Annotated in this window: 15 protein-coding genes and 1 pseudogene; 8 read left to right on the forward strand and 8 right to left on the reverse strand. The window is 70.5% G+C overall.

Annotated features, from left to right (window positions below; genetic code table 11):
• Nucleotides 1-173 precede the first annotated feature (173 nt).
• From HJD23_RS19155 to HJD23_RS19170, 4 genes and pseudogenes are all read left to right on the forward strand, one after another.
• Nucleotides 174-440: a CopG family transcriptional regulator gene (locus tag HJD23_RS19155; protein ID WP_171109570.1), complete on the forward strand. Its 267-nt coding sequence runs from the start codon at nucleotides 174-176 to the stop codon at nucleotides 438-440.
• Nucleotides 437-880, forward strand: a complete 444-nt coding sequence (locus tag HJD23_RS19160) for a PIN domain-containing protein (RefSeq protein ID WP_171109571.1) — start codon at nucleotides 437-439, stop codon at nucleotides 878-880. The genes HJD23_RS19155 and HJD23_RS19160 overlap by 4 nt, the downstream gene beginning before the upstream one ends.
• Nucleotides 881-1,281: 401 nt before the next feature.
• On the forward strand, nucleotides 1,282-1,518 hold the full coding sequence (locus HJD23_RS19165) for a hypothetical protein (protein ID WP_171109572.1): 237 nt from the start codon (nucleotides 1,282-1,284) through the stop codon (nucleotides 1,516-1,518).
• 44 nt (nucleotides 1,519-1,562) lie between these two features.
• Nucleotides 1,563-2,033: pseudogene (locus HJD23_RS19170) on the forward strand (tyrosine-type recombinase/integrase); the annotation flags it as partial.
• Between the two features lie 80 nt (nucleotides 2,034-2,113).
• Here the strand turns inward: HJD23_RS19170 and HJD23_RS19175 are convergent.
• Nucleotides 2,114-3,382, reverse strand: a complete 1,269-nt coding sequence (locus HJD23_RS19175) for a DUF418 domain-containing protein (RefSeq protein ID WP_240980748.1) — start codon at nucleotides 3,380-3,382, stop codon at nucleotides 2,114-2,116.
• 316 nt (nucleotides 3,383-3,698) lie between these two features.
• On the opposite strand from HJD23_RS19175, the gene HJD23_RS19180 reads away from it, so the two are divergent.
• Nucleotides 3,699-5,486, forward strand: a complete 1,788-nt coding sequence (locus HJD23_RS19180) for an ABC transporter ATP-binding protein (protein ID WP_171109573.1) — start codon at nucleotides 3,699-3,701, stop codon at nucleotides 5,484-5,486.
• Nucleotides 5,487-5,587: 101 nt separating this feature from the next.
• On the forward strand, nucleotides 5,588-6,115 hold the full coding sequence (locus HJD23_RS19185) for a hypothetical protein (protein WP_171109574.1): 528 nt from the start codon (nucleotides 5,588-5,590) through the stop codon (nucleotides 6,113-6,115).
• A 310-nt stretch (nucleotides 6,116-6,425) separates the two neighbouring features.
• Here the strand turns inward: HJD23_RS19185 and HJD23_RS19190 are convergent, their stop codons facing one another.
• The gene (locus HJD23_RS19190) at nucleotides 6,426-7,535 is read right to left on the reverse strand and encodes a histidine kinase (protein ID WP_171109575.1); all 1,110 of its coding nucleotides are present in this window, start codon (nucleotides 7,533-7,535) and stop codon (nucleotides 6,426-6,428) included.
• Entirely contained in the window at nucleotides 7,532-8,227 is a 696-nt protein-coding gene (locus tag HJD23_RS19195; protein ID WP_171109576.1) for a response regulator transcription factor, read from the reverse strand. Before HJD23_RS19195 ends, HJD23_RS19190 begins: the two co-directional genes overlap by 4 nt.
• A 163-nt stretch (nucleotides 8,228-8,390) precedes the next feature.
• Between HJD23_RS19195 and HJD23_RS19200 the strand changes: the two genes are divergently transcribed.
• Both HJD23_RS19200 and HJD23_RS19205 read left to right on the forward strand, forming a co-directional pair.
• Nucleotides 8,391-9,602: a DUF418 domain-containing protein gene (locus tag HJD23_RS19200; RefSeq protein WP_171109577.1), complete on the forward strand. Its 1,212-nt coding sequence runs from the start codon at nucleotides 8,391-8,393 to the stop codon at nucleotides 9,600-9,602.
• A 96-nt stretch (nucleotides 9,603-9,698) separates the two neighbouring features.
• Nucleotides 9,699-9,848, forward strand: a complete 150-nt coding sequence (locus HJD23_RS19205) for a hypothetical protein (protein WP_171107091.1) — start codon at nucleotides 9,699-9,701, stop codon at nucleotides 9,846-9,848.
• 373 nt (nucleotides 9,849-10,221) lie between these two features.
• On the opposite strand, the gene HJD23_RS19210 is transcribed toward HJD23_RS19205, so the two are convergent.
• The 5 genes from HJD23_RS19210 to HJD23_RS19230 form a co-directional block, all read right to left on the reverse strand.
• Nucleotides 10,222-11,310, reverse strand: coding sequence for an SGNH/GDSL hydrolase family protein (locus HJD23_RS19210; protein ID WP_171109578.1), 1,089 nt, complete (start codon nucleotides 11,308-11,310; stop codon nucleotides 10,222-10,224).
• Between the two features lie 629 nt (nucleotides 11,311-11,939).
• Nucleotides 11,940-13,004 carry a zinc-binding dehydrogenase gene (locus HJD23_RS19215; RefSeq protein ID WP_171109579.1) on the reverse strand — a complete coding sequence of 355 codons (1,065 nt, stop codon included), beginning with the start codon at nucleotides 13,002-13,004 and terminating at the stop codon, nucleotides 11,940-11,942.
• Between the two features lie 72 nt (nucleotides 13,005-13,076).
• Nucleotides 13,077-13,565: an SRPBCC family protein gene (locus tag HJD23_RS19220; protein ID WP_171109580.1), complete on the reverse strand. Its 489-nt coding sequence runs from the start codon at nucleotides 13,563-13,565 to the stop codon at nucleotides 13,077-13,079.
• 35 nt (nucleotides 13,566-13,600) lie between these two features.
• Nucleotides 13,601-15,007 (reverse strand): flavin monoamine oxidase family protein, encoded by a 1,407-nt coding sequence (locus HJD23_RS19225; RefSeq protein ID WP_171109581.1) that lies wholly within the window; start codon nucleotides 15,005-15,007, stop codon nucleotides 13,601-13,603.
• Nucleotides 15,008-15,074: 67 nt separating this feature from the next.
• Nucleotides 15,075-18,302: a cytochrome P450 gene (locus tag HJD23_RS19230; protein WP_171109582.1), complete on the reverse strand. Its 3,228-nt coding sequence runs from the start codon at nucleotides 18,300-18,302 to the stop codon at nucleotides 15,075-15,077.
• Nucleotides 18,303-19,783: the final 1,481 nt, after the last annotated feature.

The following is a 19,783-nucleotide window of genomic DNA, read 5'->3' on the forward strand; positions in this document are numbered from 1 at the left end:
GTAATTGGTCCCGGGGGTGGGGCGACGGGTCTTGGGAGGAATCCGTCGCCAGGTGTCTCGTGCCCAGGACAGCTGTGGTTGCGGACTCGAGGCCGCCTGCCCATGGGCGGGGCCAGTGGGACAAGGTGAAGCGCGCGGATACACCAAACCGGTACATGGACCACACTTGGTACATGCCCATGAAGCGCACCAACGTCTACGCCGACCCCGAGGCCCTGGCGATCATCAAAGAGGCCGCCAAGCGCCGGGGCATAAGCGAGGCCGAGATCATCCGCCAGGGCATCCACCTTGCAGCCATGGCGAACCGGGTCTGGGACGAGCCGCTGTTCTCACGCACCTTCGAGGGGCCGGGGCGCACACTGTCCAAGCCGGAGGTCCGCGACACGGTCGCGGAGGCCGTCCGGCGGGAGACCGGCTCGGGTTCCGGATCCGCCGCGTGATCATTGTCATCGCCAACGCGTCCGGCCTTCTGGCAGCCCTGGACTCGGCTCATCCGGAACACGGGGCGGCGAACGAGGCGATCATGGCGGCGGGCCTGCTGGTCATGTCCCCGCTCCTGCTGGCCGAACTGGATCACGTGGCGACACGTGAGCTCGGCAGGGAGGCTTTCCTCAGCGCGGTCGATGACCTGAGGCGCTGGATGAGCCGGGGTCGTGTCGTCATGCCGGAGATCACGGAGGACCACCTGGCTGCCGCCCAGTCTGTCCGTGTCCGCCACCGCGCGCTGGACCTCGGCCTCGCCGACGCTGTGAACGTGGCGCTTGCCGCCGACTACGACACGGACGCGATTCTCACCCTCGCCCGACGAGACTTCCGGGCCGTACGCCCGTTGGGCCGCTACAAGGCGTTCCGGGTGCTCCCCGACGACCTCCCGCTCTGACGCAGTACCCTCGGCGGTCAAGTGCCCGCTCCCACAAGGGGCTTGTGCACCGCCCACGACGAAGCACGTGCAGGACGGGTGTCCGCCATCGCCCGGGAACAGCAGGCTGAGGGCTCGCTTCCGGCTCATCCAAGTGAAAGCGCAGGTCAGCGCCACGTCGCGACGTGATGGGGCCGCTCTCGCGAGGCGCGCGTGCCCTCCGCGTGCCCAATCTCGGGGTGCAGGAGCACTCGCAAACGGGAAGCGATGGCGCTTGCATCGCCGGATAACCCCTGACCTGGGTGTATGTCTTCCGGCGTGGCATCCGGACGTGCCGCGTCGCACCCCCGTTGACCGTGATTGACCGGTCTTACGGGCACGCCATGGGCACGTCGTCTGCTCGGGGTCGCCAGGAGTCCCTCTTGGTGCTGGCGAGCTGCCGAACCCTGAGGAAGCAAGCGCCGGCCGGAAAGCCTTCGCTGCAGGCGTGCACGAGGGACGGAGCAGCGGTCGCCGATCCGGCCGGGGAGGGCGCCCCGCACCTCGCCGACGTAGAGAGTGAGCTGCTGCCTGAAGCGCTCGACGAGGCCCAGGTTCGCCATGAAGTCCTCGAAGCCGTCGCGGTGGGCGTTGCGGTACTGCTTGCCCGCCGCTACTAACTCCCGGGCGTTGTCGATGAGTTGGTCCCACCGTTCTCGGCACGGTCGGGCTGCCCGGCTGGCGCCTGATGGTCCTGCTTGGCGCCTTTGCCTCCCTCCGCCCCGAGGCACTGGCCGAGCTTCGGCGCCGCAGCGTGGATCTGGACGAGTGTTCCCTGCGCGTCACCCAGGCTTCCCCGGAGCTGACGAATGGCAGACGCGTCACCGGCGACCCCAAGTTCCGGGCGGGCGAACGCACCATCTACCTACCCGACTTCCTGCTTCCGGATCTGCGCCGCCACCTGCAGTGGTTCGCCGCGAAGGAGCCGGACGGACTCCTCTTCACAGGGGAGCGCGGCGCGCCCTTCCGCCGCTCCACCTTCGGGCGGAAATGGCGAAGGGCGCGGGCCAAGGTCGGGATGCCGGAGAGCTTCCGCTTCCACGACCTCCGCCACACCGGCAATACCCTCGCCGCCGATACCGGCGCCAAGCTGAAGGACCTCATGGTTCGTGCCGGCCAGTCCTCCAAGAGGGCTGGGGCAGCCGTGGCAGATGCTGGATCCATGAGTGGCCCGGGCCGGGGTGGGGCGTGGCGGCGTCCCGCCCCGGCCGGGTCTCATCGGATGTGCTTCGCCGGCTTGGTGGCGGCGTTGAGGAGGTACTCCAGGGGGCCGCGGCGGAAGAAGCGGGACCAGATCGCGGCGAACACGGTCGCGCCGAGGATGAACATGAGCAGTGGCAGCCAGGACTGCTGGGTGCTGGTCCCGGCGGGCAGGGACAGTGCGGACTGTGCGAGGAAGTGGCCGACGTAGGCGGTCAGGGACATGGTGCCCACGGCGATGACCGGTTTCGCCAGGCGGCGCAGTCGCGGCAGGCGGTCCATCGCCACCGTCGCGCCCACGATCACGAGGATCGCGACGCCCACGCTGCCGATGATGTCGAACGTGGTGCCGCTGTGCGGCCCGGCCGCCAGGAGCGACGACGCCGGCATATCGGGGAACGACCCGCCGTCGAGGGGTGCCGACCCGCTGTCGGGGGACAGTGACCCGGAGCCGCTGGACGACGGCCCGTCTTCCGCGAGGCTTCGCAGCGCGCCCTTGCCGGCGAGCAGCAGGGACATGCCGTAGGCGGCCACGGTGAGGGCGGCACCGAGCGCGGCCAGGCGCTTCTGGACAGTGCCGGAGGACAGGTCGAGGCGGCCCAGCGCCATGCCCGCGATCACGAACGACATCCACGTGAGCGCCGGGTAGAAGCCGGTGAGCAGCAGATCGAGGACGCCCACCTCGCTGAGGCGGCGGAGCGGGTCGTAGGCGTTGATGCTCTGCTGGACGGATTCGGTCAGCAGCGAGTTGAGGGCGAACGCCAACTGCGGTGTGACCAGGGCGAACGCGGCCGCGATGATTGCGAGGGTCCTGGCCGACAGGCGTACCAGGGGCAGGGCCAGCAGGAAGTAGACCCCGTAGAAGCCGAGGATGATCACTCCCCCGTACTCCATGGCCATCGCGGTGCCCAGCGCCAGTAGGACGACGGCGCGGATCGCGATCCGCGCCTTCGCCTGCCGGCCGGCCAGGCCGGTCTTGGGCTCGCTGCGGCCGGCGAGCAGCATCAGCGAGAACCCGGCGAGGGTGGCGAACAGGACCGACGAGTGACCGTCCGCCAGGTACCGGATCCAGCTTGCGACGCCGTCCGTGGCCGACAGCGGGGGGCCGATGTGCACGACGTACATGCCGAACACCGCCAGCGCGCGGGCCAGGTCCACCCCGACGAGGCGCCCCATCGAGGCACCGGGCGAGGCCGGCGCGGCGGACTCGGGGGAGGTTCGGGGCGGCGGAGGCGAGTTCTCCTGGGGAGCTGACGTCTCCTGCGGCGGCTGTGTCTGTGTCATAGGGAGAACCTCGCGTGGACGTCCGGGGGCGGACCATCCGGCAGGTTTCGGTAACTCCCCCGCCGATCGGTGGCTACCGCCCTGCCGACCGGTGGAGTCTCGTCCTCACCGGCCGGTCCGGTGCGACCGGACGGCGGTCCTTTTCAGCCACTTGGCGGGGGTGGACCCGACGGTTGCCGGATGGGCGCGAGGCGGCCGGGCTTCCAGGCTGGAGGCATGACACACCGCGCCGGCACAAGGAGCGCGAGGACTGCCTCGGCACTCCGGCCTGCGTACCGGGTTGTGACGCCGCGACACTGCAGAAGAAGGGAACTTCGTGAACACCGCATCCGCCCCGACGACGGATGAGACTTCCCTGTCCGCCCGGGAGACGGTCAGGGCGCTGTACGCGTATGTGCGGCCGCACCGGTGGGCCGTCGCCCTCGGCCTGCTGTGCGCCCTGGTCGGGGCCGCCGGGGGGCTGCTGCAGCCGTTGGCCACGAAGGCGCTGGTGGACCGGCTGGCGACGGGTGAGACCATCGCCGGGATCCTGATCGCGCTCACCGTCCTGGTGGTGCTGGGCACGGCGGTCGAGGCGTTCGGCGCGTATGTGCTGGAGCGGACGGCGGAGTCGGTGGTCCTGGCCGCGCGGCGCACCCTGGTGGGGCGGTTGCTGCGGTTGCGGATCGCGCAGTGGGAGCGGATCCCGCCGGGTGATCTGATGTCCCGGGTCACCTCGGACACCACGCTGCTGCGGGCGGTCAGCACCCAGGCGGTCGTCTCCGCCGCCACCGGCGCGGTGGCCTTCGTGGCGGCGATCGTGATGATGGCGTTCCTGGATGTCGTACTGCTGGGTGTGACGCTCGGGGTGGTCGTGCTGGTCGGCGGGGCCGTCGCGCTGGTGATGCCGAAGATCGCGCAGGCCACCGAGCGGTCGCAGGAGGCGGTCGGGGAGATCTCCGTCGCGCTGGAGCGGTCCCTCGGAGCGCTCCGTACGGTCAAGGCGTCCGGTGCCGAGGAGCGGGAGACCGCCCGGGTTCAGGCGGCGGCGCGGCGGGCGTGGCGGTACGGCGTGAAGAGCGCGAAGTGGGAGGCCGTGGCGGGCTCGGCCGACGAACTCGCCGTCCAGATGGCCTTCCTCGCGGTGCTCGCGGTCGGCGGGGCGCGGGTGGCGTCCGGGGAGATCCCCGTGTCCACCCTCATCGCCTTCCTGCTGTACCTCTTCTACCTGATCGAGCCGGTGTCCAGGCTGGTCGACGCCGTGTCCTCCTATCAGGAGGGGGCGGCCGCGATCTCCCGGATCGCGCACGTGGAACGCCTGGCGACCGAGCCGTCTGCCGGGCGGCAGGACGGCCTGCCCAGGCAGGGGGCATCGGTGCCGGGACCGGCGTCGGTCCGCTTCGAGGACGTGTCCTTCCGCTACCGCCCGGGCCAGGCGTACGTCCATCGGCAGGTGAGCTTCGAGGTGCCGCGCACCGGGATGACCGCCTTCGTGGGCCCGTCCGGTGCGGGCAAGTCGACGGTGTTCGCGCTCATCGAGCGGTTTCACGAGGCCACCGGCGGCCGGGTCCTGGTCGACGGCAAGGACGTACAGGACTGGTCCCTGGCCGAGCTGCGGTCTGCCATCGGGTACGTGGAGCAGGACGCCCCGGTGCTGGCCGGCACGCTCCGCGAGAACCTCGTCTTCGCCGCTCCCCATGCGACGGACGACGACATCCGCGACGTCCTGGCACGGACGAGGCTCGACTCCCCCGTCGACAGCTTGCCCCACGGCCTGGACACCCCGGTCGGGCACCGCGGCTCGAAGCTGTCGGGAGGCGAGCGGCAGCGCGTCGCCATCGCACGCGCACTTCTGCGCAAGCCCCGGCTGCTGTTGTTGGACGAGGCGACCTCGCAGCTCGACGCCGTCAACGAGCTCGCGCTGCGGGACGTCATCACGGAGGTGGCCCGGGAGACCACCGTGCTGGTGGTGGCCCATCGCCTGTCGACGGTGACCGGCGCGGACCGGATCGTCGTCATGGACGCCGGCCGGGTCCGGGCCGTGGGCACCCACGAGGAACTGGTGGCCCAGGACCCGCTGTACGCGCGGCTGGCGGCCACCCAGCTCCTGACCCCCGCGCGATGACCCACCACGCGCCAGGTTGTCCGGTCGGCCACTGCTCCATGCCCGGCCGGACAACCCCACGCCCCGACACCCACGCAAACCGAGACCGCGAAAGGCCCCGCATGCGCACCGAGTCCGCCATCCGTCACAGACGTGCGGTGTGGAACTGGCTGGCCCAGCCGACTGCGCTGTTCGGCGGCGTGTACGGGCTCCTGGTGTCGAGTTCGGCCGTCGCCGCGCTCACCCAGTTCGGCCAGACGACTCGAGCGGCACGCATGGACGACGCCCTGTGGGTCCTGTTCACCGCCCTCGCCTCGGCCCTGGCCCATGGCTACGCCCACCAGATCGCCCACCGCGACGCCCAAGGACATCCCGGCATACGCAGTGTGGTGCGTGCCGTCCTAGCCGAATGGCCACTGGTGGTGGCGGCGCTGCCCACCACACTGCTGCTGTGCGGGGCGGGCCTTGGCTGGTGGCGCTCCACAGGCATCGAGTACGTCGCCTTCGGCATCAACACCGTCCTGCTGCTGGGCTGGGGCCTGCTCGCCTCCCGGGCCGCAGGCCGCACATGGGGACGAGCCGTCAGGATCGGCTGCGTCGACGCGCTTCTGGGAGTGGCCGTCGCCTTGGTCAGCACCCTGCTGAAGTGATGCGGCGACTTGTCGCAGATGCCGGTGAGGAGGGCATGGCCGATGTCACCGAGTCGCATATCGGCCCCTGTCCGGCCTCCGTCAGGCGCTGACGCCATGCCGGGGCCGTCGGCAAGCCCGCGTACGAGATCCACGAGGATCAGCCGACCGGCCGAGGACTCAACACCGTCTGAAGGGTGCCCGTGACAGGACAGATCCGGCCGCAAGCTCCCGTCGTCTCGTGAGTCGACACCACCGGACGGGACAGCATGAGAGGGCATGCCGTGGCCGGCAGCCGGGCGGCGGCCGTGCCGCCCGGCTGCCTGGTCGGTCAGTCCGCGTTGAGGGGGATCCGCAGCCGCACTCGGTAGCCGCCCTCCGCAGTTGGGCCCGCCTCCAGGGTGCCGTGCAGGATTTCGGCCCGTTCGCGCAGTCCGACCAGGCCCTGCTGTGAACCGGGGAGGGACAGGGAGGGACGCGTGGGAGGGGTGTTGGTGACGGTCACTCCGATGCCGTCGCCGTCCTGCCACAGCTCGACGCACGCCGTGGCGCCGGGGGCGTGTTTGCGGACGTTGGTCAGCGCTTCCTGGACCGTGCGGTAGAGGGCGCGTTGGGTGGGTGTGCCCACGGCGGGCGGCAGTTCACCCGTCAGCTGTGCGTGAGTGCCGCTCGATTCCACGAGTTTGCGCAGGTCGGCCAGGGTGGGTTGCGGGGTCAGTTCGGTGGCGTTGCCGCCGGAGGCGCGCAGCAGGGTGACCATGGTGCGCAGTTCGTCGAGGGTGGTGACGCTCAGTGAGCGGATGGTGCGGGCGGCCTCTTTGGCGTCCGCGTCCTTGGTGGCGACCTGCAGCGCTCCGGCCCGTACGGCGATCAGGCTGACCTGGTGGGAGACCACGTCGTGCATCTCGCGGGCCAGTTGGGCGCGTTCGCGGGCGAGCACGGTCTGGGCGTGCAGTGCCCGCTCGTGCTCCCTGGCCTCCTCGACCTCGACCAGCCGCCGCGCCAAGTCCCGATGCGTCTGGAGAAGTTGTGCTATGAGGACCGGTGCGGCAGCAATGGCCAGGCTATACGCGAAGAAGACCAGTGTCATGCTCCGGTCGACCTCGGCCAAGGGCCACGGAGTACTGCCCGCGACGGCGGACAGGGCGACGCACACCGCGAGGAGACGGCGGTTGCGGGAGCGTTCGGCCAGGGTGAACAGCGCCACGAGTACAGCGACCGGGACATCCTGCATCAGCGCGATGGGCAGGGTGAGCAGGAACACGGCGAGCGGGAACCGGCGCCGGAAGGCCAACGCGGCGCAGCCGACCGCGGCCAGCGCGACACTGAGGCGCGTGTGCTCCCACATGTTCAGCCATACGTCCACGGCCGCCACCGCCACCAGGACGATGTCGATGACCGGCGTGGGAACCCGCTGCCACAGCTCGCGTGCGCGGCTCATCGGTCGGCTTCCGACCGCGGGTGCTCGTCGAGCAGTCCGGCCCGCTGCGCCAGCAGCGCGGCCTGCACCCGGCTCGTCACCCGTAGCTTTGTGAGGATCGCGCTGACGTGGTCCTTGACCGTGCCGGCACCCAGGTGGATGCGCGCGCCGATGTCGGCGTTCGACAGCCCCTCCGCCACCAGGACGAGGACGTCGCGTTCGCGGGCGGTGAGCAGCCGCACGCGGGCCGCGTCCTCGTCGACGGCCGCCTCGGTGCCGGGGTGGCTGTGCAGCAGGGTCCGCGATGCCTTGGGGGAGAGCACCACGCCGCCCGCGGCCAGGGTGCGCACCAGGTGGGCGAGCTGCTCGGGCTCGGTGTCCTTGAGGAGGAAACCTGCCGCACCGCAGTGCAGGGCGGTCAGGATGTACTCGTCGGCGTCGAACGTGGTCAGCATCGCCACCACTGGAGCGTCCGGCATCGTCCGCAGCTCGCGCAGGACGGTGAGCCCGTCGACGTCCGGCATCCGGATGTCCAGCAGCACTACGTCTGGCCGCTCCCGGCGGACGGTCTCGACGGCGTCACCCCCGCTCGCGGTCGCGACCACCTCGATGTCCTGCGAGGCGCCCAGAATGAGTTCGAAGCCCGAGCGGACCAGGGCTTCGTCATCCACCACCACTACCCGGATCACGCGCTCCGCCTCACCTTCGTTCATGCCGTCCGGCCCATGCCGCCTCGACCCTAAAGCCATGCAGAGCCCCGGCGGCCCGACGAGCGGCAGCTCCAGCCACACGGCGGGGGAGCACCCACCAGTCGGCAGGGACATCACAGCCTCCTGCCGGATAGTCCATGATCGGCCCCGTCTCCAGCCTGACGGCATGACACAGCACCCAGACTCCGCGCTGCCCCCGGCCGACGCCGCGTCTCTTGAACGCGAGCGTGGTGAGCCTTCGACCGGGGCGCCAGGCGTGGGCCGGCTGATCGGGCTGGACCTGGCCCGCGGCCTGGCCGTCTTCGGCATGTACGCGGTCCATGTCGGTCCCGCCCCGGACCAGGGCGGTGTCATCGGCTTCCTGATGGAGCTGGCGCAAGGCCGCTCATCCGCACTGTTCGCCGTCCTGGCCGGCTTCGCGGTCGCCCTCATCACCGGACGCGGCACACCGAAGACCGGGCCGGCCGGCCGCCAGGCCGTCGCCAAGGTCGTCATCCGGGCCGTGATCCTGCTGGCCCTCGGCACCGCCCTGACCATGACCGGCACCCCGGTCGTCCCGATCCTCGCCTTCTACGGACTGTTCCTCCTGCTGGTGCTGCCGCTGTACCGGCTGGGTGCCAAGCCGCTGGCGGTGATCGCCGCGGGGTGGGCCCTGGCCGGCCCGCAGCTGCTGTACCTGCTGAAGCCGGTGGTCGGCGGCCGCGCTTTCCCCACCGTCGGCCAGGCCGACGGCATCGTCTCGCTGCTCTTCACCGGCGGCTATCCGGCCCTGACCTGGGTCCCGTTCGTCATCGCCGGTATGGCCCTCGCCCGCCTCGACCTGGCCGCCACGGCCGTCCGGATACGCCTCGCCCTCACCGGCGTCGCCCTCGCCGTCACCGGTTACGGCGGCTCCTGGCTGGCACTGCGTCTCGTGCCCGGTGCCGCCGAAGCCGTCCGGGAACCCGCAGGGGAACCGGGCATGTCGTCCATGTTGTCCGCACCGCCCGGCAAGCAGGGCATCTTCGGCGACACCCCCGCCGGGATGCTGGTCGCCTCCCCGCACAGCGAGGCGACCCTGTCCATCGTGGCCAACACCGGTGTGGCGATCCTGGTCGTCACCGCGTGCCTGGCCGCCATGGACGCCTTTCCCTGGCTGCGGCGCCTGGCCACGCCCGTCATCGCGGTCGGCTCGATGTCACTGACCGCGTACGTCTACCACATCGTCGCCATCTGGCTCCTGGACACCGAGAAATCGGCCGTCCCGCCGCTGCACATCCTGCTCGGCCTCATCGCGTCCGTCACCGTCCTCGCCACCATCTGGTCCCGCTTCTTCCAGCGGGGGCCGCTCGAATGGCCGATGGGCAAGGCGACCGGACTGGCCCGACACATGCGATAAGACACATTGGGTGTGTCACTTTCCGCGGACGTCATTCCGACACGAGTTCGGGAGTCACCCGCCGCTCGCCTGCCTGATCAATATCGAGGAGAAGTGATGCCACTCGGCCTTCAGGCGGAGCGGAAGAACTACCGGCAGCCGGCCGAACAGGCCGACCTGGCCCGGCCGGGGCCGATGCGGCGGCTGCTGCGCTACGCCGGCTCGGACTCCGACGCCGTCCGTGACAGTTCGCGACCGGTTTCTTGAGCCGAACCCGGTTGCCGCGGGTGACGACTACGGCACTCCGCCGGGGGCGGCCGCAGTGATCAGGCGTGGGCGAGGCGGAGACGGGAGTTGGGGATACCGGCAACGGCAGTGTGCGGGAGGCGCGGCAAGTGGGCTGTAACTGTCCCGGAGCGGGGAGAGCGGCGGCGGCCTGGACGGTCCTGACGGGCACGGAGGTGTCGAGGCCCGAAACACGACCAGAGGTCCTGGCACAACGACGCCGTCCCCAGCTCCGGTTACCGCGCACCTGTTCAGGGCGACCGAGTCGGCGCGCCCGCTTCCGTAGCCGAGCCGAGCAGGCCGCCCGCGACACCACGAGCGGCCTGCGGCTCACGTTCGATTCACTGACTAGCCGTCAGCTCTGCTCGCTCGTAGGGCGCTTGCGCGCGAAGTAGACGGCGGCGGCGCCGGCTGCCAGGACGGCGAGACCGGTACCCGCGAGAACGGGAGTGCTGCTCGACGCGCCGGTCTCGGCGAGATCTCCGTTCGTGGTGGGGTCGTTCGCCCCCGTGTCCGTGCCGGCCTCGGGCGTGGTCGACTCGCTGGGCGTCGGGGACGCGCCCGCACCGGGCGTGGCCGGCTCGCTGGGCGACGGGGACGCGCCCGCACCGGGCGCGTCGTTCTCGGCGAGCACCGCCGCGAAGGCGCCTGCGACCACCTTGTGGCCGTCGGCGTTGGGATGGGGGTCCTGCTTCATGCACGCCCAGGTCAGCTGACAGATCTTGGCCACGTTCGCCGGCACCTCGCCCGCGCCGGGCACGTTCACCATGGTGGTGAAGTCGTCCGAGGAGAAGGCCCCGGCCACGTCGGCCACCTTGAAGCCGGTGGACTTGTACACCTGGGTGATCCCGGTGTTGGCGGCCTTGAGCAGGGGTGCCGACTCCTTGGCTGCCTGCTGTCCCGCGGGGCCCTGCAGCCAGGCTCCCAGGAACGGGTTGTGGTACGTCGAGCCCACGAACTGGGTGTTGTCCGTGCCCGCCTTGCGCAGCGCGCCCGCGATCTGGGCGAGGTTCGTTGCCATGGTCTGGCTCCGGCTGTTCAGGCACGCCCCGTCGAGGGTGCCGGCCGGGCTGACGCAGTTGAGGAGGATGTCGTTGGCGCCCACGCTGAGGGTCACGTAGGCGACCTTGCCCCGGTGCTGGGCCATGGCCTTCAGGGCGGCGTCCAGTTGGGACTTGGCGTTCGGGTAGTCGCACTTTCCGCCGTTGATCAGAGACTCGGTGGTCTCGGCGGTGCAGCCCAGGCGTATGTGCTCCAGTCCGGGGGTGCGCTGCTTGAGCTGCGCGTAGAGCTGGTCGGTGTAGGCGGCGTCGGTGTCCTTGTCGACGTCCGGTTGGTAGCCGGTGGTCAGGGAGTCGCCGAGCGAGATGTAGTACGTGGTGTCCTTGCCGCCGGTCGCCTCGTCGGCGGTGGCCAGTGCGGGCGTGCTCAGCACGATCGTCATGGCGGAGACAGCCAGCGGGGAGCCGAAACGCTGTAGGGATCTCATCACTTACGCGCGCTTTCTGGTGTGTTGGGGGGGATGCCGAGAGGCGTGGCTGGAAGCAGCAAGGCTCAGCCGTTACGGTTTTCGGGCATCCAAGGAAAGCCTTGGTGAAGGCTCAGGGGAAATACTGCCTCTGTGAAACTGCGAGACTTACCTGACGTTGTCTCGGAGGCGTGGGCTTCAACCTAGCAAGGGTGACACCAACTTGGCACTGGGAAGCCGATAAAGGAACGATCACAGGGGCACGTGTAATCGTCAGAAAGACTCGATCTGCCGGTAATTGGTGACCGGACTCGTTCGTAGCCATTCGCTGAGTGATCGACTGAGTGGTGAATTCCCCGCGCGGCGGCCCACCCACCTGCACGCACTGAACCACCCCGGGATCAGTGGAAGCTCTACGGGTTGGGTCCAGCGGCCGGTTGGGGCTGGTGTCGAGGGTAGTAGTTGGCCTCGTGTTCGACGGGCCGAATAGTGTCGGTCGCAGAATGCAGACGCTGGAGATTGAACCGTGCGACCCATTCCGCGGAGTTGGACAGCACGCGGCAGATCTGCTCGCCCCTGAGCATCTTATTGAACTCCTCGATGATTCACGGAGTGAGGACGAGGCGGATCGGGTTGCCGGTTTTCTTCTCCAGTCGGGTGACGGCGTCGGCCGCCTCGGCCAGGGGAATACGATCGGTGATGGAAGGCGCCAGGTCGAGCCTGCCGGCGGCGGCCAGGCGGATGAGCTGGGTCACGTGCTCGGGTCCGGAGCCGTAGTGACCGCGGATCTGGTTGCCGCGGTAGCTGAAGGACGTGCTGTCGGTGATGGTGAGCGGTTCAGGGGTGAGACCGGCCAGGACGAGGACACCGCCGGCGCCCAGGAGCGCAGCAGCCTGCTCGCGGACCGCTGGGAAACCTGCGAAATCGAAGGCGGCGTCGAGGCCGCGGCCGCCGGTGGCCCGGCCCACGGCTTCGGCGAATCCCGGGTCGGCGGGGTCGAGTGCGAGGTCGGCGCCGAAGGCGAGGGCCCGTTCGCGGGCCTCGGGCAGCGGGTCGACGGCGATGACGGGCGCGGCGCCGGCCAGGCGGGCGAGCCGGATGCCGTGGGCGCCCAGACCGCCGGCGCCCCAGACACCGACGCACTGCGCCGGCCGGACCGCCCCGCTCTCGATGATCGCGGCATACGGGGTGGAGACCGCGTCGGGGATGATGGCGGCCTGGTCGAAGGGCAGGTGGTCGGGGATGGGGGCGAGGGTGTCCTCCCGGGCGACGGCGTACTCGGCCCAGCCGCCGTCGTAGTCGACGCCGCGCGTGAGCGGCCGTGGACAGGGGGAGCGGCGCATGCAGTCGGCGCACACTCCGCACGACTGGCCGGCCTGCAGGGCGACGCGCATGCCGGGGGCCCAGTCCCCCAACAGGCCGGGGCCCAGCGCGTGGATGACGCCCGCGACCTCGTGGCCGAGGGTGACCGCGCCCGAACGGGTGACCGCCTCGACAGGAAAGGCAGGGGTGAGGCTGCCGTCGATCAGGTGGACGTCGGACAGGCACACTCCGGCGGCCCTGACCTCGATCAGCACCTCTCCGGGACCGGGGACGGGAACGGGGACCTCTTCGACCGCGAAGGTGCGGGTGTCCAGGTGGAGGCGTCCGGCCAGCATGGTGGTGGACATGATGCGAACCTCGGTTCTCTGAAAGGGGATGGATCTCCGGGAAGGGGAGGGGCGGGCGACCGCTGACCGGCGTCACCGTCGACCGGTGCTCGAGTCCTCCGATCGGAGCAGGGTGTTGAGGTTGGCCATGGAAGTGCGCATGCCGGCGCGCATCGCGGGCTGCTGTATGGAGTCGAGGAGCAGGCCCAGTGGACCGAGGCCGATGGTGTACTCGACCTGGTAGAGCATCTCCGTCGCCTCCCGGCCGTCGGCACTCTGGACCGGGCGGAACTCGAAGGTGTTGGTGACGTCCTGGAGCGGGGCGAATCCGGTGCCGGTGTCGACGCGGCGCTTGAGGGGTTCGATCTCCCTGACGGTCCAGACCGAGTCGGTCTTGAGGGGGCCGAGGGTGCGGTTGCGCTCGGCGTAGGTCTTGCCGACGGTGGCGACGCCGTGGTGGTCGGTGACCTCGATGGCTCCGGCGACCCACTCGGCGTACCGGTCGGTGCGGGAGATGACGTCCCAGACCCGTCCGATGGGGGCGTCGATGACGCCGGTCTCGGCGACGACGAAACGGTTCATGGCAGGGTTCCCTTGCTTGTCGGTGGTTCTTGCGCTCAGACGTGGTGGAGGAGTTCGGTGGCGGTGTGCTTGCCGGAGCGGACAGCGCCGTCCATGTAGCCGTTCCAGTAGGGGGAGAACTCGGCGCCCGCCCAGTGGACGCGGCCGTGGGGGCGGCCCATCCACTGGCCGAAGTCGGTGAGCACGCCGGGGGCGGCGACGGAGGTGGGGCCGCCCTGGGTCCACTGCTCGACGGTCCAGTCCTGCTCGACGTAGTCGACGGTGTCGAAGGCGCGGTCCCCGACGACCTGGGCGAAGCAGCGCAGCACGGCGCCGCGGCGTTCGGCGGCCGGGCGGTGGGCCCACTTGCGCCATTCCTTGCCGCCGAGGAAGCCCATGAGCACGCCGGGTCCGCCGTCGGGCGGGGTGTTGTCGAACATCTCGCGGATGGGGGAGCCGCCGCGCAGCAGGCCCATGCCGGACAGTCCGTCCTCACGCCAGAACGGCTTGTCGTAGACGGCCACGCACTTCATGAGGGTGCCGAACGGCAGCCGCTGGAAGAGCTGGTCCTGCTGGGCCGGCAGCAGCGGGTCCCACACGATCCGCGAGGCCACCAGCGGCGGTACGGCGAGGATCACTCGGTCGGCCCGCCAGTCGCCGGCGTCGGAGACCACGATGACACCGGTGGAGTCCTGGCTGATGCGCCGCACCGGCGCCGACAGATGGACCCGGCCGTCGAGTTCCTCGGCCAGCCGCTGCGCGACGAGCTGTGAGCCGCCGACGAACCGGCTGTCCTGGGCGCCGCCGGTGGTGCCGGTGCCGCGTTCCATGGTGCCGGGGTGGGTCTCGTTGCCGAAGGTGGAGACGTACCAGAGGCTGAACAGGGCGGACGCGTCGCGGGCTTCGCCGCCGTAGGCGGAGTTGAGGAAGAGGTTGACCATGTCGACGGCGTCGCCGGTGATCTCGGCCTTGCGCAGCCAGGTCTCGTAGGTCATGCCGTCCAGTTCGCGGGCGTCGGGGGTCTGCCAGGGGGCGGCCGGGTCCACCTTGGCCGCGGCCTGGCCGATCCGGGCCAGGGCGATGCCCATGTCAGGCAGGGCGAACAGGTCCGGCGGGGTGTGCCCGGTGAACCGCTTGGCCTTGCCGTCGTTGACGTAGACGGTCTCGCCGGGGACGGCGGCCTGGTAGGTGGCCACGCCGACCTCCTTGGCCAGCGCCAGGATGTGGTCCTGGGTGGGGCCGACGAACTGCCCGCCGATCTCCGTGACTTGGCCGTCGCCGAGGTGGTGGTTGAGCAGTCGGCCGCCGACCCGGTCGCGGGCCTCCAGCACGGCCACCGACTTGCCCGCCGCGACGAGTTCCCGCGCCGCCGTCAGACCGGCCAGCCCCGCACCGACCACCACGACATCGGTGGTGCGGCTCCCGCGGTGGTCTGCGGCCGCAGTGCTCTGTGTATCGGTCATGATCTGTCCTTTGGTCGCTGATGCAAGGCTTTGGTCATTTGATGTGCAGAGTGCGTGCCGACGGGGGTCAGCCGGCCCAGACGTCCTCGACGTACGTGCCGGACTCCGTCATGGCGGTCAGCCAGGCGGCGGCCTGGTCGGCGTCGGCTCCGGTCTGCTCGCGGTAGACGGCCTGGAGCGCTGCGCGTACGCCGGGGGCCATGCGGCGCCCGTCGCCGCAGACGTACACCCGTCCTCCGGCCTGCAGGACCGACCAGACCTCCGCACCTTCCTTGGCGATGCGGTCCTGGACGAAACGGACGCCGTCCTCGGGGGCGTGGCTGAAGACGGGGCGCAGGCTGACGGCTCCGGCGTCCTCGGCCGCCTGGAGTTCCTCGCGGTGGAGGAAGTCGACGTCCGGGTGGTCGCAGCCGAAGTAGCACAGCAGTGTCCCGGTCGCCTTGCCGTGCAGCCGGTCGAGGACGGCGCCGCGGAAAGGCGCCACTCCGGTGCCCGCGCTGATCAGGATCACGGGGACGGCCGGGTCCTGCGGCAGACGGAAGGCTTCGCTGCAGGGGAGCACCCGCGCCTGGAGGGTGTCGCCCGCGCTGACAGTCTGCAGGTAGTGGGAGGCGATGCCGTGGAAGGTGCCCTCGCCGCTGCGGTGCGGTGCTTTGAGGAGCGACACCATCAGGTCCACCTCACCGGGCGCGGCCGCGGCGGACGACGAGATCGAGTAGTGCCGTGGCCGCAGGACGGGCAACAGTTCCAGGAAGTGCTCGAACGGCAGCTCGCAGGCGCGGTAGCGCTCCAGCAGGTCCAGGAGGCTGCACCCGGCGTCGGTGACCCGCTCGCGGAAGACGTCGGGCTGCGCCTCGGCGAGTTCCACCAGGGGACGGCGCTCGGGCGGGCAGGCGGTGTGCTCGGCGAGTACGGCGACCTGCTCCTGGGTTGCGGTGTCCTGCAGCTCCACGAAGTCCGCAAGCAGTTGACGCAGCGTCAGCGGACGGTCGACGGGCAGGGCGTTGCGGCTGCGGCGGCGTGCTTTCAGCCGTACGGTGCGGTCCAGGTCGAGGCCGAAGCGGTCGGCGACCCGCCGCACGAGGGCGGCCGGGTTGCGCGGGAGCACCGCGAGGTGGTCGCCGGTGCGGTAGGTGACGCCGTCGGGCAACCGCAGCCGGATGAAGCGCTTGGAGCGGCCGAGCGGATGGTCCATGTCGACCAGTTCGTAGGCGTCCAGCACCTCCATGGGCTGTACGCCGTGCCGTGCCGCGAGTGGGCCGGTGACCGACTGAGTGGCGTCCTGAAGCTCGTACAGGCCCTGGTCGGCGTCGGCTTCGCCGCTCTGTCCGGCCGGTTCGGCGCCGGCCCGCACCGGGCTTCCGTACTTCTCCAGCAGGGCGTTCCACAGGTCGCCGGTCCACCGGTCGACGGTGCCTGCGAAGTCCCCCGCGGCGTCGGCGGCGCCACGCTCCAGCAGGGGCGTCGCACCGGCGGCGGCGAGCCGCTCGTCGATGAGCGTCGGGATGCGCTGGTAGGTGGCGGCCCAGTTGCGGTCGCCGACGCCGAGCACCGCGTACTCGACGCCGTCGAGCGAGCCGGGCTCCAACTCCTCCAGCCATGACACGAACCGGGCGGCGTCGTCGGTGGGCCTGCCGTTGTAGGAGGCGGCGACGATCACCACCGGGCCGGCGGTGCCGGTGAGTTCGCCCACGGCGTCGTCGAGGGAGGCGACGGCGGCGGCGAAGCCGTGCTCGTCGCCGTCCACGGCGAGATCGGCGGCGATGCCGGAGCAGGTCCCGAGATTGGAACCGTGCAGCACGGTCAGCGTCGTACCGGCCGCACGCCGGGCGGCGGGCCGCGCCTGTTCGGCGGGTGCGCTGATGGTGGCGGCGGCGGTGGGCAGGCGGCGCTCGCCGCTGTCGCGCCAGGCCAGGTTCAGGGTGAAGTTGTCGGGCTTGAGGGTGAGGGACTGCTTGATCTTGAGCTGGTAGTCGGTGTGGTCGATCAGGCGGAACCGGTGCACCAGCAGGGCGAGGACGAGCGTCGCCTCGTGCAGCGCGAACTGGCGGCCGATGCAGGCCCTTTCGCCGTTGCCGAACGGCTTGAACAGGTGGACCGGGCGTGCGGCCTCCCGCTCGGCCGAGAATCGCTCCGGGTCGAACAGCTCGACGTTGTCCCCCCAGGCGGGATCCCGGTGCAGCTGAGGGATCAGCACCATCAGCGACTCGCCCTGGCGCACGGCGTACTTGCCGCCGATGACTGTGTCGGCCAGGGGCTCGACCGCGTACGACGGCGCCGTGGGCCACAGCCGCAGGCTCTCGTTGAGGATCTGGCGGACGTAGGTGAGCTTGCCGATGTCCGCGTACTGCGGGTCGGGGTCGGCCGTATCGCCCCACAGGGCGTCCACTTCCGCCTGGGCGCGGGCCAGTACCTCGGGGTGCTTGGTCAGGTAGTACAGCGCGAACGACAGGAGGCCACTGGTGGTCTCATGGCCGGCGATGAGGAAGGTGATCGCCTGGTAGCGGATGTTGACGTCGTCCAGGGACTCGCCGGTCACGTCGTCGCGGGTGTGCAGCATCCGGCCCAGCAGGTCGTCGGTGCTCTGGTCGCCGTCCGCCCTGCGCTGCCGGATCACATCATCGACCAGGTCCTTCATCAGGGTGACGTCGTTGCGGAACTGCTCCGCCTTCTTCCACTGGAAGAACTCGGTCCCGGGGATGGACTCGCCCTTGGCCTGAGCGAAGTCCAGTGCCCTCGCAAGCGCCGTGATGAAGGGATGCGGCTCATCGCGGCGAAAGGATTCGAAGTCGTAGCCGAAGCCGCACAGTCCGATCGTGTCGAAGGTCAGCCGGGTCATGTCGGCGGCCACGTCCACCGGAAGCTCCCCGGCCGCCCGGTCCCACTTGGCGATCAGCTCCCGGGCGACCTTGAGCATCGTCGCGTGGTAGCCCCGCATCGCGCCCAGGGAGAACGCCGGCATCAGGACGTCGTGCGCCTTGCGCCAGTTGGGCTCGTCGCCATAGGCCGTGAACAGCCCGTCCCCGCCGATCTCCCGCAGGATCACGAGATCGGGGTGGACGTTCTTGCGGAACCGGCTCTCGTCCGCCAGTTCGGAGACGAGATCCAGGCCGGAGACGAAGTTGATCTCGGTGCCGAAGATCCGGAGCTTGAACAGCGGCCCCAGCTCCTTGGCCTCCTTCATGACATAGGCGAGACCTTCGGCCCCACCGGGGACGTCGAGCGCATGCCCGATCAGGGGAAGAGCCGGGCGCTCGGGGATCCGCTCGGTTTCGGAGAGAGGCGCATGGGACATGAGCGTGCCTTTCGATCATGGGTGGCAAGCGATGGCTGTCAATCTACAGGCAGACATTGTCGAGTGACAATGTCGGCTGACTGGGTTGTTGGACATAGTCATATGAAGCAACTGTGTATGGACCGGTGAGTGAGGCGAAGGGATGTGCGTGGTGTGCGCGTGCCGGCGCAGGGTGGGACCGGCATGTCCGGCAGTGAGTCCGGCCGCGACGTGGGGCAAGCCAGAGACCGCGGACCAGAGGTCCGCCGGCGCCTCCCGTCCACCGCTGATCCGCTTGAACACCAGAGTGGCCGACGCACACGCCGATTCGCGGTCTGTGCGGTCGCCGGGCCGGGTGACACGGTCCGGGGGGGGAGAGCTCGTGGACGACGCACTTCCTCACGGCCTGGACGAGCCCGAAGCCCGGGAGTCAGGAGCCGGTGGACCCCTCCTTCGGACGCCTCGGCCCGGGCAGGGGCGTCGCAGCAGATCCCCTCGCGCGGTGCGCGGTGGAGGACTCCAGGGGCGACCCCGAACATCTCCCGCGCGCTGGCCTGTGGAACCCGGCAGTGTTCGGCGGCCGTCAGAACCGTCTCGACGCGTGCACGAGCCGCTGCCACGCGTCCGGTTGCGGCGCTCCTCTCGGAGAAGGGCCGCCGCCCCGCCGGCCGGTGAGTGCCCCGAGGACCGCCCGGCGAGACACCTCGCCCGGCGCGGGAGAGCGGTCGGGACCGCGTCGGAAGGCGCTTGCCCCCGGGGCCGAGGAGACAGGGCGAGCCTGTCTCGGTCGCGATGGTCACGGCGAGCTCGGACCACGCGCGGCCCTGGACGCGGGCGTTGCCTCTCCGGGGCAGGTCGTCGTCGTGCGCAGTGAGGTGCCCGAGGTGCGGGCAGCGGATCACACCGCCGGAACCCAGGTCGACGAGGGAGGCAACGGTGCCCGGCCGACGGCGGGCCACGCCACTGGTGCAGTAGCGGATTCTGAGGCCGGTGGGGGGCGGGATCATACTGCTGACGGTTCCTTACAAGGGGGGTCTCGCAGGGTGTCCGGTGGGAACCGCGGCCGGCCCTGCCGCGGTGCACGGAGGGGGGAGGGTGACGATGCCGGTGGCGTCAGCTGGAGATCCTGGCGCCGACGGACCGCGCGGTAAGAGGAGCCGCCTGGCGGTGTCGCCGATGTCAGGGCCGGTGGCGTCGGCGCGGCCCGTGCTCGGGCCGGGCTGTGCGGCGGGGCTCAAACGAGTGTGCCCGCAGTGGGAGGTCCGGCAATCCCTCCGAGAACTCGGGCGGCGGTTCCACCGGCGCCCTGCCCCTGGTCCTGCTGGGTGTCCCGCCGCGCGATGCCCGTGGTGACGGGCCCAGCGGGGTCAAGGCCCCTCCGGTGGGGCGTCCACGGCACGCGCCACGGCCATGGGCGCGCAACCGGTGCCGACGGCGTGCGCTTCATGCAGAGAAGCATCTACGCCTGGCCTGTTCTTGACTATGGGTAGTTCTACAGGGGG

Origin of the sequence: Streptomyces sp. Z423-1 (assembly GCF_013009255.1) — a bacterium.
GTDB classification, from domain to species: Bacteria; Actinomycetota; Actinomycetes; order Streptomycetales; family Streptomycetaceae; genus Streptomyces; species Streptomyces gossypiisoli.

Excerpts from the sequence above, each read along its gene's own strand:
- HJD23_RS19200 (WP_171109577.1), top strand. The coding sequence starts at position 8,391 with ATGACACAGCACCCAGACTCCGCGCTGCCCCCGGCCGACGCCGCGTCT.
- HJD23_RS19175 (WP_240980748.1), bottom strand. The coding sequence starts at position 3,382 with ATGACACAGACACAGCCGCCGCAGGAGACGTCAGCTCCCCAGGAGAAC.
- HJD23_RS19195 (WP_171109576.1), bottom strand. The coding sequence starts at position 8,227 with ATGAACGAAGGTGAGGCGGAGCGCGTGATCCGGGTAGTGGTGGTGGAT.
- HJD23_RS19185 (WP_171109574.1), top strand. The coding sequence starts at position 5,588 with ATGCGCACCGAGTCCGCCATCCGTCACAGACGTGCGGTGTGGAACTGG.
- HJD23_RS19205 (WP_171107091.1), top strand. The coding sequence starts at position 9,699 with ATGCCACTCGGCCTTCAGGCGGAGCGGAAGAACTACCGGCAGCCGGCC.
- HJD23_RS19225 (WP_171109581.1), bottom strand. The coding sequence starts at position 15,007 with ATGACCGATACACAGAGCACTGCGGCCGCAGACCACCGCGGGAGCCGC.
- HJD23_RS19190 (WP_171109575.1), bottom strand. The coding sequence starts at position 7,535 with ATGAGCCGCGCACGCGAGCTGTGGCAGCGGGTTCCCACGCCGGTCATC.
- HJD23_RS19210 (WP_171109578.1), bottom strand. The coding sequence starts at position 11,310 with ATGACGATCGTGCTGAGCACGCCCGCACTGGCCACCGCCGACGAGGCG.
- HJD23_RS19215 (WP_171109579.1), bottom strand. The coding sequence starts at position 13,004 with ATGTCCACCACCATGCTGGCCGGACGCCTCCACCTGGACACCCGCACC.
- HJD23_RS19220 (WP_171109580.1), bottom strand. The coding sequence starts at position 13,565 with ATGAACCGTTTCGTCGTCGCCGAGACCGGCGTCATCGACGCCCCCATC.
- HJD23_RS19155 (WP_171109570.1), top strand. The coding sequence starts at position 174 with ATGCCCATGAAGCGCACCAACGTCTACGCCGACCCCGAGGCCCTGGCG.
- HJD23_RS19230 (WP_171109582.1), bottom strand. The coding sequence starts at position 18,302 with ATGTCCCATGCGCCTCTCTCCGAAACCGAGCGGATCCCCGAGCGCCCG.